The 11,577-nt window shown below is 70.1% G+C and carries 12 protein-coding genes; all 12 read left to right on the top strand.

Annotated elements, in window-relative coordinates:
* Positions 1 to 17 precede the first annotated feature (17 nt).
* The 12 genes from ACGH2B_RS25220 (at position 18) to ACGH2B_RS25165 (ending at position 11,372) form a co-directional block, all read left to right on the top strand.
* Complete coding sequence (locus tag ACGH2B_RS25220) at positions 18 to 281, top strand: phosphopantetheine-binding protein (protein WP_399094238.1); 264 nt, start codon at positions 18 to 20, stop codon at positions 279 to 281.
* 26 nt (positions 282 to 307) lie between these two features.
* On the top strand, positions 308 to 1,330 hold the full coding sequence (locus ACGH2B_RS25215) for a hypothetical protein (protein ID WP_399094235.1): 1,023 nt from the start codon (positions 308 to 310) through the stop codon (positions 1,328 to 1,330).
* Positions 1,327 to 2,262, top strand: a complete 936-nt coding sequence (locus ACGH2B_RS25210) for a diiron oxygenase (RefSeq protein ID WP_399094232.1) — start codon at positions 1,327 to 1,329, stop codon at positions 2,260 to 2,262. Before ACGH2B_RS25215 ends, ACGH2B_RS25210 begins: the two co-directional genes overlap by 4 nt.
* Positions 2,259 to 2,528 carry an acyl carrier protein gene (locus tag ACGH2B_RS25205; RefSeq protein WP_399094229.1) on the top strand — a complete coding sequence of 90 codons (270 nt, stop codon included), beginning with the start codon at positions 2,259 to 2,261 and terminating at the stop codon, positions 2,526 to 2,528. The genes ACGH2B_RS25210 and ACGH2B_RS25205 overlap by 4 nt, the downstream gene beginning before the upstream one ends.
* Entirely contained in the window at positions 2,512 to 3,366 is an 855-nt protein-coding gene (locus tag ACGH2B_RS25200) for an aminoacyl--tRNA ligase-related protein (RefSeq protein ID WP_399094226.1), read from the top strand. Before ACGH2B_RS25205 ends, ACGH2B_RS25200 begins: the two co-directional genes overlap by 17 nt.
* On the top strand, positions 3,360 to 4,073 hold the full coding sequence (locus tag ACGH2B_RS25195) for a 4'-phosphopantetheinyl transferase family protein (RefSeq protein ID WP_399094223.1): 714 nt from the start codon (positions 3,360 to 3,362) through the stop codon (positions 4,071 to 4,073). The genes ACGH2B_RS25200 and ACGH2B_RS25195 overlap by 7 nt, the downstream gene beginning before the upstream one ends.
* Positions 4,070 to 5,491, top strand: a complete 1,422-nt coding sequence (locus tag ACGH2B_RS25190; protein WP_399094220.1) for an NAD(P)/FAD-dependent oxidoreductase — start codon at positions 4,070 to 4,072, stop codon at positions 5,489 to 5,491. Before ACGH2B_RS25195 ends, ACGH2B_RS25190 begins: the two co-directional genes overlap by 4 nt.
* Positions 5,492 to 5,503: 12 nt before the next feature.
* The gene (locus tag ACGH2B_RS25185; RefSeq protein WP_399094217.1) at positions 5,504 to 6,094 is read left to right on the top strand and encodes a pyridoxamine 5'-phosphate oxidase family protein; all 591 of its coding nucleotides are present in this window, start codon (positions 5,504 to 5,506) and stop codon (positions 6,092 to 6,094) included.
* Complete coding sequence (locus ACGH2B_RS25180; protein WP_399094214.1) at positions 6,091 to 6,891, top strand: SAM-dependent methyltransferase; 801 nt, start codon at positions 6,091 to 6,093, stop codon at positions 6,889 to 6,891. Before ACGH2B_RS25185 ends, ACGH2B_RS25180 begins: the two co-directional genes overlap by 4 nt.
* Positions 6,892 to 6,998: 107 nt before the next feature.
* Positions 6,999 to 8,189, top strand: coding sequence for a cation:proton antiporter (locus ACGH2B_RS25175; RefSeq protein ID WP_399094211.1), 1,191 nt, complete (start codon positions 6,999 to 7,001; stop codon positions 8,187 to 8,189).
* A gap of 422 nt (positions 8,190 to 8,611) precedes the next feature.
* On the top strand, positions 8,612 to 8,923 hold the full coding sequence (locus ACGH2B_RS25170; protein ID WP_399094208.1) for a hypothetical protein: 312 nt from the start codon (positions 8,612 to 8,614) through the stop codon (positions 8,921 to 8,923).
* Between the two features lie 223 nt (positions 8,924 to 9,146).
* On the top strand, positions 9,147 to 11,372 hold the full coding sequence (locus tag ACGH2B_RS25165; RefSeq protein WP_399094205.1) for an SUKH-4 family immunity protein: 2,226 nt from the start codon (positions 9,147 to 9,149) through the stop codon (positions 11,370 to 11,372).
* Positions 11,373 to 11,577 lie beyond the last annotated feature (205 nt).

The following is an 11,577-nucleotide window of genomic DNA, read 5'->3' as shown; positions in this document are numbered from 1 at the left end:
CGGAAGGGGATCCCCCGATGTCACTGTATGAAAAGACCGTCGACCGGGTGCAGGACGTGATCCGGGACATGGCACCGAACCGTAAGGAGACGGTGTCCCGGGACGAACGGCTCATCGAAGAACTCGGCTACGACTCCATCTCCTTCCTGGAACTGGCCCTGGCCCTGGAATCCGAGTTCAACCTCTTCGAATTCGACGAGGAACAGGCCGAGAACCTGCTCACCGTCGGAGACGTGTCGGACGTCATCGGCAAGCTCGTCGTCGCCGCGGCCGCCGAATAGCCGGCCCGGGTATCCAGGGGATGCATGTGGAAACCATCGATGAGAGCACCAAGCGCTGGCTCACCGCGCTGGACGGCCTCTACGCGGTGCCGGAGGACCACCGGGTCGGCTATTTCGACCGCACCGCCGCCCTCGACACCCTCCGCTGCGGCGAGAAGACGCTCGACGCGCTGATCGCGGCCGGACTGCCGACGACCGGTGCGCCCGGTGACGAGTGGTTCGACCGCTTCGACCTGTTCAATCTCGCGCTCGCCTCGGGCTCCGGGCAGTCCGTACCGGAGAAGGCCATCGCCTACGCGCTGCGCTGGATGCACGGCGGGCCCGAGACCTGGACGGCCAGGCTCGACTGGAACTTCGTGGTGAACCTCTCCTGTCCGCGCGAGGTCTGCGGCGCCGGCCCGGAATGGACACACGCCCGGATGCTCCCGGAAGCCGTGGGCGGCGCCCTGCACTCGTGGCAGGTGGAACCGGCCGGCGCGGAGATCACCGGTGACGTACTGCGCCACACCGGACCCGGCCCGCTGCGCTTCTCCGGCCATGTCTCCACCAGCGGCGCGCTGATGGACCTCAGGTCGCCGAAGCTGCGGAGCATCGTCGACGACTTCTTCGCCCTGGGCCACCGCTGGGTCCGGCTCCCGGAACCGCTGCAGTGGGAGTACGAGCGGGTGCTCTCGGCGGGGGTGTCGCCCTGTATCTCCGCGAGTCTCTTCCTGCAGAAGGAGTTCGAGGCCGCCGGCTACCGGGCGTTCACCCGGCGGGGCTGGCTGCTGGGCATGCTCGACCTGGCGCATTCCTGGGTCGAGGTCACGGACGACGACGGGGTGACCAAACCGGTCGATCCGATCTTCACCTGGCTGACCGCGTACGCGGCCAAGCCCCATCCCGGCCTCGCCGAGGCGTCCATCGGCTCCCGGATGAACCGCCTGCTGCCCGCGGCGATGGCCGCGGACGGGCTGATGGCCACCCACCGTTGCGGCGGCGAGGCGGTCACCCCGCACCGCAGGACCACCATCCGCAGAACGGCCTCCCCGGAGGGATCCCCCGTATGACCGAGCCGCAGACCGCCACCCGCACCCCCGACCACCTCGCCGAACTGCCGGACATCCTCGGCGGCGACGAGCGGTTCCGTTCGATCCTGGACCGGCTGGTCACCTTGTCGGAGCGGGACTACTACGACCCCTTCAAGCTGTTCCGGTGGCCCGACCGCATCGACGAGGACGGGTACTGGATGTCCCCGGAACTCCTCACCGTCCACGGCACGGAGGCCGGCTCCCGGCTGACCACCGAGCAGCTCAAGGCGCTCAGCAAGTGGGAGAGCGTCAATTTCTACAGCCTCAACGTGCACGGCATCCGGGAACTGCTCAGCGAGCTGGTGGCCCGCATCCACACGCCGCCCTTCGCCGTGGCGTCGGAGTACTTCCACCACATCATCGGCGAGGAGAACGACCACATGTGGTTCTTCGCCACGTTCTGCCTCCGGTACGCGGGCAAGGTCTACCCGGACCGGTCGATGGCGTTCGCCGCGCCGTCCGTCCCGGAGGCGGACACCTTCCTGCTCTTCGCCCGGCTGCTGATCTTCGAGGAGCTGGTGGACGTCTTCAACCGGCGGATGGGCGACGACGAACGGCTCGACCCGACCGTCCGGAAGATCAACAAGGTGCACCACCAGGACGAGTCGCGCCACATCGCCTTCGGCCGGCAGATCGTGGCGCTGCTCCACAAGGACCTGCGGCAGCGGCTCGGCGCGGCCCAGCTCCGGGAGCTGGAGACGTATCTGAAGCGGTACATGCGCAACTCCGTCGAGGGATTGTGCAACCCCGCGGCCTTCCGGGACGCCGGTATCCCGGAGCCGTACGCCGTGCGCCGCGCCGTGCTCGCCGACCCGGGCTTCGACGACTTCACCCAGCGCGTACTGAAGCGCTCCACCTCACACATGACGGGTGAGGGCATCTTCTCGGACGAAAGGATCCCCCGGGTATGACCGACTCCCCGCAGGACACGACGCCGCGCAGGACGGGCGACCTGGTCGTCGACTTCCTGCTCGAACGCCGCCCCGATCTCGGCACGATCGACCCCGACTACGACCTGATCGACAACCGCGTGCTCGACTCCCTCGGTTTCGTCAACTTCCTCTATGTGCTGGAGGAGCAGAGCGGCCGCGAGATCTCCCTGGACCAGGTGTCCCCCGAGGACTTCCGCACGCTGCGCCGCATCCGGGAAAGGTTCTTCGATGCCGTACCCGACTGACACCCCGGCGGCGGACACCGCACGGGCGCCGCTGGCCGTCCTCGGTCCGCGCGAACTCGCCGTCCGTGCCGCGCTGGAGGAGACCGTGCTGTCCTGGGCGGCCGGTGCCGGGGCCGAGGCACGCCAGTACCCGCCGCTGCTCCCCACCGCGGAACTGGCCCGGTTCGACTACTGGACGAACTTCCCCCATCTGGCGTTGCTGGCGACGGGCGCGCGCGAGGAGTGCGCGGACGAGCTCACGCACACGGACCACACCGCCATCGCCCCCGCCCTGCTGGGCCCCGCCTCGTACGCGCTGCCGTCCGCGGCGTGCTACGCGGCCTATCTCGATCTGGCGGGGCGGCGGCTCGACGCGCCCGTGAAGATCACCACGGTCGCCACCTGTTTCCGCCGGGAGACGCGTTACGAGGGGCTGCGCCGGCTGCTCGGGTTCAGCATGCGTGAGGTCATCTGTGTCGGTGACCGCGACAGCGTGCTGGCCCATATCGCCTCGTTCAAGGAGCGGATCTCCGCGTTCGCCGGGCGGCTCGGGCTGCCGCTGGCGGTGCGGCCGGCGACCGATCCGTTCTTCGAGCAGGACTCCGCCCGGACGCTCATGCAGCGGCTCTTCCCGGTCAAGGAGGAGTTCGTCCACGGGGACACTCTCGCGATCGCCTCGGTGAACTTCCACCGGAACTTCTTCGGCGAACGCTGCGGCATCCACCTCGCGGACGGGTCACCGGCGTTCACCTCCTGCGTGGCGTTCGGTCTGGAACGCTGGCTGGCGGCGCTGTCGGAACGGTTCGGGGCCGACTGCCCGGACCTTCCCGACCGGATCCGCACCGCGGCCGCGTGCTGACCGCGCCGTCCGCCCTGCTCCTGCCGCCGCGCCGCACCGTGCACCGGCTCTTCGGCAGACCCGTCGAGGTGTGGCTGGCCCGCATCCGGCCACGTACCCCGGCGGCGTCGGCGGGCGCGGCGCCCGAGCTGACCGCTCAGGAGCGGGACGCTCTGGACGCCATCGGGGACGGGCTCCACCGTCTCCAGCACGCGGGCGGACGCGTCCTCGCCCGCCGGGTGCTCGGTGCCGAGTTGGGTGTGCCGCCCCGCCGGGTGCCCCTGGCCCGGGGCGCCGGCGGACGGCCGTGCCTCGACCCCGGCGCGCCCGGAGCGAGGGCACCGTACGACTTCAACATCTCCCACTCCGGCCCGTACGTGGCGCTCGCCGTGACCAGCGGTATGCGCGTGGGCGTCGACATCGAACACCTCGCGGCGCGTGACGCCTCGGCGGCGCTCGCCCGGCGCCTGTTCACCCCGCACGAACGCACCCTGCTGACCCGGCCCGGAAGCCCCCGGCACCTGGCGCGCTGGTACCGGATCTGGACCACGCGCGAGGCGCACGCCAAGGCCCGCGGCGCCGGGGTCGGCGGGCTGCGCGACCCGATGACCGGTCACGGCACGCGATGGCAGCGCGGCCATGTCGCCCTGGCCGGTCCGTACACCGGCAGCGTCGTGGCCCTGCGCCCCGGCAGCTTCGACCCACCGACGAGAGAGGTCACACCATGACTGCACAGCCGACCGAACGGACCAAGGTGCTGGTGATCGGCGGCGGTCCCGGCGGCTCCACGGCCGCCGGACTGCTCGCCCGGCAAGGTATCGAGGTCACGCTGCTGGAGAGCGCGGAGTTCCCCCGCTACCACATCGGGGAGTCCATCCTGCCGTCCGTCCTGCCGGTCCTGGATCTGCTGGGCGCCCGCGAGAAGGTCGAGAACCACGGCTTCGTCCGCAAGGACGGCGCGTACTTCGAGTGGGGGCCGGAGAACTGGGACCTCGACTTCGACCACCTGACGGGCGCCAACCGCCACAGCTACCAGGTCATCCGCTCGGAGTTCGACCACCTGCTGCTGGAGAACTCCAAGGAGCTGGGCGTCGACGTGCGCGAAGGCACGAAGGTGACCGAGATCCTCTTCGAGGGCGACCGTCCGGTGGCCGCGCTGTGGGCGTCGGCGAAGGACCGCTCCCGCACCGGACGCATCGAATTCGACCACCTCGTGGACGCCTCCGGACGGGCCGGGGTGATGGCGACCAAGTACCTGCGCAACCGGCACTACCACGAGGCGTTCAAGAACATCGGTGTCTGGTCCTACTGGCGGGACGTCACCCCGCTCGACGTCGGCCCGAAGGGCGCCATCGCGGTCTGCTCCGTCCCCTACGGCTGGTTCTGGGCCATCCCGCTGCACGACGGGACGACCTCCATCGGGCTCGTCGCCAAGCAGAGCGCGTTCGCCGAGGAGCGTGAGCGCCTGGGCAGCATCGAGGCCGTCTACCAGGACGCCATGGCCCGGTGCCCCCGTATCGCGGCGATGGCCGACGGCGCCCGCCAGGTCTCCGGCGTCAAGGTGGAACAGGACTACTCGTACGTCTCGGAGCGCAAGTGCGGTCCGGGCCACTTCCTCGTCGGCGACGCGGCGTGCTTCCTGGACCCGCTGCTCTCCACCGGCGTGCACCTGTCCACCTTCAGCGCGCTGCTGGCCGCCGCGTCGATCAGCGCGATCCTGGAGGGGGAGCTCGACGAGGACGAGGCCCTGAGCTTCTACGAGAAGGCGTACCACCAGGCGTACGAGCGGCTGCTGATCGTGGTCTCGTTCTTCTACAACAGCTACAACCGCAAGACGCAGTTCTTCGAGGCGGACAAGCTCACCCGGCGCGAGCGCCACATGCTCAACCTCTACGAGTCGTTCCTCCACATCGTCACCGGCATCGAGGACCTCGACGACACCTCCGACGGCGGCGAGGCCATGAACGAGGTCACCGAGCAGATCGCCCGGCAGCAGAAGATCGCCAACGGCCACAACGAGGCGATGAACGCCATGCCGACCTCACCGCGGGAGGCGGTGGGCGGCCTCTACCTCGAACTGACCCCGCGGCTCAGGGTGCGCCGGGCGGACTCCGTCCCCCGGCCGCAGACCGGAGTGACCGGCTGAACGGACGGGACGATGGCCAAGGTCTACGAGAAGATCGACCACCAGATCCGCGCCTGGCTGCTCAAACAGCCCCTGTTCTTCGTCGCCTCCGCCCCGCTGGCCGCGGACGGACGCGTCAACGTCTCGCCGAAGGGGATGGAGGGCACCTTCGCGGTGCTCGGTGAACACCGGGTCGCCTACCTCGACTACACCGGGAGCGGCGCCGAGACGATCGCCCACCTGCGGGAGAACGGGCGCATCACCTTCATGTTCTGCTCCTTCGCCGGACGGCCCAAGATCGTGCGGCTGCACGGCACCGGACGGTTCGTCCTCCCCGGCGACCCGGAGTTCGCGTCGCTGCGCCGGCACTTCTCCAAGGAGAGCACCGGCGGCCAGCGCGCCGTCGTGGTGGCCGACATCGAGCGGGTCAGCGACGCCTGCGGCTGGTCGGTCCCGCTCATGGACCACCGCGCCGACCGCACCACCCTGGACCGCGTCTTCGCCGAACGGGACCAGGAATACCTCGACACCTACTGGCAGACGACGAACGGCGCGAGCATCGACGGACTGCCCGCGCTGCGCGGCGCGGCAGAGGTCGCTCCGCCTTCCGAGGAGGTCCGATGACCGCCCAGCCGAACTGGGTCACCGAAGACGTCGACACCGAGAAGCCCAGCATCGCCCGGCTCTACGACTATCTGCTGGGCGGCAAGCACCATTTGGAGGTCGACCGGGAGCTGGGCCGTAAGGCGATCCGGGCCGCTCCCGGGCTCGTCCTGCTGATCAGGGCGAACCGCAAGTTCCTGCGGCGCGCCGTGCGGTACCTCGTCGGGCAGGGGGTGGATCAGTTCCTCGACATCGGCTCGGGCATCCCGGCGCGCGGCAGTGTGCACGAGACCGCCTGGGCGTCCGATCCGAAGGCGCGGGTCGCCTATGTCGACATCGATCCGGTGGCCGTCCGGCACGGGCAGGAGATCCTCGCGGGCGACGACCGTGCCGTCAGCGTCCTCGGCGACTTCTTCGAACCCGAGCGGATCCTCGGCGACCCGGAGATCGGCAAGGTGATCGACTTCGGCCGGCCGGTCGCCGTGCTGGTGCTGAACCTGATCCACTTCTTCCCCGACACCAAGGTGCGCCCCGCCCTCGCCGCCTACCGCGAACGGCTCGTCCCGGGCAGCCATCTCGCGCTCTCCGTCGCGACGGACGACACCTCCGACGCACTGGCGATCGACTCCCTCTACCAGGAGGAGTACACGGAGTTCACGCTCCGCTCGCGAGCACAGATCGACGCGCTCCTCGACGGGTTCGAACCCGTCGAGCCCGGGATGGTGTACCCGCCGCTGTGGCGGCCGGACGACCCGGAGCGCGTCACCGAGAACCCCGAACGCTACAGCTCGGTCGTGGGCCTGGCCCGCAAGCCCTGAGGAGTGCGGATGGACGGTCACGTACTGCTGCTGCTCGATCTGGCGCTGGTCGTGGTCCTGGCCCGGGCGGGGGCAGGCTGGCCGAACGGTTCGGCCAGCCCGCCGTCATGGGGGAGATCCTGCTCGGGCTCCTCCTCGGCCCGACCCTGCTGCACGGGCAGATCACCGCCGTGCTCTTCCCGTCCCAGGTCCGCGGCCCGCTGGAGCTGCTCTCCCAACTCGGCGTCGTCCTCTTCATGTTCCTGGTCGGCGCCGAGTTCGACCCGGCGGAGCTGCGCGGGCGCGGCTGGGCGACCGGGAGCCTGGCGGTGACCGGCACCCTGGTGCCGTTCGGCGCGGGTGTGCTGCTGGCGCTGTACGGAGGTTTACCCGTCCCCGAGGGCAGAGCGACCGGGTTCGTGCTGTTCATGGGCGTCGCCCTGGCGGTGACCGCGTTCCCGGTCCTGACGAAGGTGCTGCACGACCGCGACATGATCCGCACCCCGGTCGGGCGCCAGGCGCTGACCACCGCGGCGGCCGGGGACGTGCTGGCGTGGGTGCTGCTCGCGGTGGTGGTCGCGGCCAACGGCGCCGGGCGCTCCCCGGTGTGGCCGGCGCTCGTCGTCCCCTTCGCCCTGTTCCTCTTCACGGTGGTGCGGCCGCTGCTGCGCCGCCTGCGGGCGCGGGCCGGCGGCAACGGGCCGGGGCATCTGCGCGCCGTGGTCCTCGCCGGGCTGCTGGCGTCCAGCGCCTTCACCCAGTGGATCGGACTGGACGCCATCTTCGGCGCCTTCCTCTTCGGGGTCGCGCTGCCCAGGGAGCAGCCGCATCTGTGGCGGCGCGACGTCACCGGCGTCTTCGGTCAGCTCGCGGGGGTGCTGCTGCCCGTCTACTTCGTCGTGGTGGGCATCGACGTCGATCTCGGCTCCCTCGCCGGCGGGCATTTGGGACAGTTCGGCCTCGTGATGGCCGCGGCGGTCCTGGGAAAGGCGCTGGGGGTGTACCCGGTGGCACGGCTGCACCGGTTGGACCGTCGTACGGCCGGCACCCTGACGGTGCTGATGAACACCCGCGGCCTCACCGAACTGATCATCCTCGGGGTGGGGCTGCGGCTCGGCCTCCTCGACCACGGTCTGTACGCGCTGCTGGTGGCGATGGCGATCCTCACCACGCTGCTGACCGGCCCGGTCCTGGGGCTGGTGTACCCGCGCCGCAAGGCCCGCCGGGAGCCCGGAACGGCGGAGCCCCCCGGCCCCGGGGACGGGACACGGAGCGAGCCCGACGGGCAGGAGCGGGAAGGGGCGGACGCGTCCACCTGAGGACGGGCGCCGCACTCCGCACAGCCGCACCGCCGGGGCCGGGCGATGGTTGCCCCGCCGGGCCCGGCTCCGGCGCTGGCTACGCCGCCGGGCTCGGCTCCGGATCGGCGTTCCGGCGTTCCGGCTTGTCGGCGTTCCGGCTTGTCGGCGTTCCGGCTTGTCGGCGTTCCGGCTTGTCGGCGTTCCGGCTTGTCGGCGTTCCGGCGTTCCGGCGTTCCGGATTCTCGGCGTTTCGGCATCCCCGTCCCCCGGCGTTCGGGTATTTCGCCATTTCGGCATGTCAACGGCCCGGCGGCGCATATACGGCACATATGCCGAGTCCGCCGGTCCGGCGCCGCCGCACTCCGTACCCGAGTTCCGCCGCACGACCGCACCTGTCCTACAGTCGCCCTTCACCGCTTTCCACCGATCGGAGAGATTCCGTGTCACCTTCCGGCGCACCGGAACCGGTGCGGCCCGTCCCCGTCACCGCCGAAGAGGCGCTGACCGCCGCCCGGGCCCGGTTTCAGGTTCTGGATCCGGCAGGAAACCCGGCGCCGTTGCATGTGGCGGAGTTCGACATCGGTTTTCTCATCCACGCCGTCATGCCCCCGCCGCCCCCCGGCGCCCGGACTCCGCTGGGCGGCAGTCACATGGTGATCGCCAAAAGCGACGGTGCCGTCACCTATGTCCCCAACTTCCCGCCGGACTCCGCGATCGCCCTCTACCGCGGCCTGCGCCGCCCCACCGGCTGAGGCGACCTCCCGACAGCCCGTCGGGCGCCGGACGGGCCCCGCGACGCCCACTACAGCACTGCCCCACAACGAAGTTGACGGGCCGTGAAATCCGCCAAGCACCGGTGATCGACACACTTCATCGGCTCACTTCACCGACTCACTTCATCACCTCTCATCACCTCAACCTCTCATCACCTCACTTCATCAACTCGCTCATCGACGCACGTCAGGGAGGGGCATCGTGCCCGAGCCAACCGCCAGCATCCCCGCGATTCCCGTGGGGGAGGTCGCCGACCGTGTCGGCGCATGGTGGCGTACGGGTGGACGCAGTGGCCATGTGGCCTTTCTCGCCACTCCGGTCGGTCATGACGCCTCGGCCGTCCTGCGGAAGGTGCACGCGCGCGTACCCGGCAGCGTTCTCGTCGATGCCACCGGTCTCACCGCCGACCAGGTCATGCGGCAGGCTCTCGTGGCGCTCGGCGTCGATCTGTCCCCGGAGGTACGTGACCACTGGCGTTTCGCGCTGGGCGCGTGGCCCGAGGACCGGTTGCTGCTGGTCGCCAACGCCCACCGCGCCGGATCGACACGGCGGTCGCACGAACCCGAGCGGTTGGTGACCTGGGTCCTTCCGTGGCTGGCGCGCGGCAAGTTGGCCGTGATGGTCCATGTGCTGCCCGAGTTGCTGCCGTCCCGCGTCGCCCCCGAGGCGGTGTTCCGGCTGTCCGCGGCAGCCGTCGGGCCGCTCCCGGCGGTGGCGGCGTCCGCTCCCGTACGGGCGTTGGCGCTGGCGGAGCCGCGCTGCGTGCCCGTACCGGTGTGGGCACAGCTCGTCGCCGCCTTGACCGGCGAAACCATCTCTCCGGACGAACTCACCGCACTGGCGCGGGAGCATACGGACGTTCTGCTGGAGGGCCCGCTCGGGATTTCCTTCACCGACGAGGCGGTGGCCGAAGCCCTCCGGCACCGGGCCGACACCGAGGAACGCATGCGCGTCGGCCGGCATCTGGTCGACTGGCTGCTGCGCACCTCCGCCGATTTCCGTCATCCGGAAGGGTGGGCCAGGGCCGGAGCCGTCGGACAGTACGCCGCCGCCGGGCTCGCCATGCACGCCGTACAGGCGGGGACGTACGAAGACCTGCTGCGTGAGGGGCGCGCGGTGGCCCATGTCCCGCATGCCGCACTCATGGACTCGGCGCGGAGCCGCAGCTTCATCGTTCCCGGCAACAGTCCCGCCGCCGACGCACTTCATCTGTGGGGCTGGGGAGTTGTACCGCGAAGTCAGCGCGAATGGGCTTCCTGGCTACAGATGATGGCCTTCTCACGCGGCGATATCGCCTTCGCGTCGTCCGTGGCCTCCTCCGGCGTCTCACTTCTCTGGCGTACGAAATGGACCCATTGGCGGCCGCCGGGTGGATATCATCCGCGTTTCCTCGAAGCGGGCAGGTTCGTCAGGCTGGCGGAAGTCCACCGGCAGGGCCGGCCCGCCCTCGCCGCATTGCAGCAACGCACGGTGGACGGATCACCTCACCCGTACGTCTCCGTAAGAGACTTGGATACGGGCGAACTCCTCGCGGGCCCCTGGGAAGAGGGAGAAATTCCGCAGGAACACCGCACGGACCTGACCACGCCTCCGACCACCGCACCACCGGCCCCGGCGGCCCCGCGGTCCGACGGGAATTCCGAGCACCCCACACGCCTCAGCGAACTCTTCGCCTCCTCTCCGCCGCCCCGGAACAGAAGCGCGTTCCTCCTTCCGTGCACCCCGCTGACCGTGGGCGATACCGTCGTGTTCGGCGGCGACCTGGGAATCATCGCCCTCCAGCCGGCGGACGGCGTGGACCTTTCGGAAACCTTCGGCTCCCGGGAAAAACCTCTGTCCCGGGATTACGCGGACGCGGGCCCCAGCCACCCCGTTGACGCCACTCCCCCGCACCACAGCGACCTGCTCTCCCTCTTCCCCGAGGACGACATCTACCGGACCGAACCCGAGGACATTCCCGCCGGACTGACCCACCAGCCGACCCGCGCTCTCTACACCGATTTCGGCCTGCCGGATCTGCGCGAGGGCGCCATGGCACTCCTGCCGTACGGGGATTGGGAAATCGACCCCTTCGACGAGGTGGAATGGCCCGACGACGTGCCCCCCGTGGCAGAACGCGGCCCCTTCTTCCAGATCGGCAAATGGATGGGAGGAAAGCTCGTCATCGACGGCCCCACCGGACACGTCCTCCGCGTCCCGACCGGCCCCGACGAGGAGTATCTGGCCGCTCTTCCCGCCGCACGCAGTCTGGATTCCTTCCTCACCATGGTCGCCCTGTGGCTCACCGGATACCGCACCCGCGCCCTCCTCCCCCCGGGCCACTCCGAGCGGGATCAAACGCCTTATTGGGTCATGGCGCGACTGGCAGGAGCCGACGAAACCGGCGGCGAACAACCCGCGTGGGCATACATGCTGCACAACGAATGACCCGACAACCGGCAACGCACCGACGGCCGTACGGGATGTTCCTCCCGTACGCACCTCGGACCGGGCCGGGGACCCCCTGACACGGCGCAGCACCACGGTCCTGCCGCCCTCGCCGGCCAGGCTCAACCGGTCGTGCACCGCGCGATCGCCCCGGTGAACATGCAGGCGCTGAAGGGGTACCTGACAGGTACGAACCCCGTCGGCC

Origin of the sequence: Streptomyces sp. BBFR2, from assembly GCF_044497305.1 — a bacterium.
Taxonomy (GTDB): Bacteria; Actinomycetota; Actinomycetes; order Streptomycetales; family Streptomycetaceae; genus Streptomyces.
The sequence above is the reverse complement of the archived record's forward strand: the minus strand, read 5'-3'. Positions and strand labels throughout refer to the sequence as shown.

Coding starts and splice junctions, on each gene's coding strand:
- ACGH2B_RS25220 (WP_399094238.1), top strand. CDS start 18: ATGTCACTGTATGAAAAGACCGTCGACCGGGTGCAGGACGTGATCCGG.
- ACGH2B_RS25180 (WP_399094214.1), top strand. CDS start 6,091: ATGACCGCCCAGCCGAACTGGGTCACCGAAGACGTCGACACCGAGAAG.
- ACGH2B_RS25205 (WP_399094229.1), top strand. CDS start 2,259: ATGACCGACTCCCCGCAGGACACGACGCCGCGCAGGACGGGCGACCTG.
- ACGH2B_RS25210 (WP_399094232.1), top strand. CDS start 1,327: ATGACCGAGCCGCAGACCGCCACCCGCACCCCCGACCACCTCGCCGAA.
- ACGH2B_RS25185 (WP_399094217.1), top strand. CDS start 5,504: ATGGCCAAGGTCTACGAGAAGATCGACCACCAGATCCGCGCCTGGCTG.
- ACGH2B_RS25190 (WP_399094220.1), top strand. CDS start 4,070: ATGACTGCACAGCCGACCGAACGGACCAAGGTGCTGGTGATCGGCGGC.
- ACGH2B_RS25200 (WP_399094226.1), top strand. CDS start 2,512: ATGCCGTACCCGACTGACACCCCGGCGGCGGACACCGCACGGGCGCCG.
- ACGH2B_RS25175 (WP_399094211.1), top strand. CDS start 6,999: ATGGGGGAGATCCTGCTCGGGCTCCTCCTCGGCCCGACCCTGCTGCAC.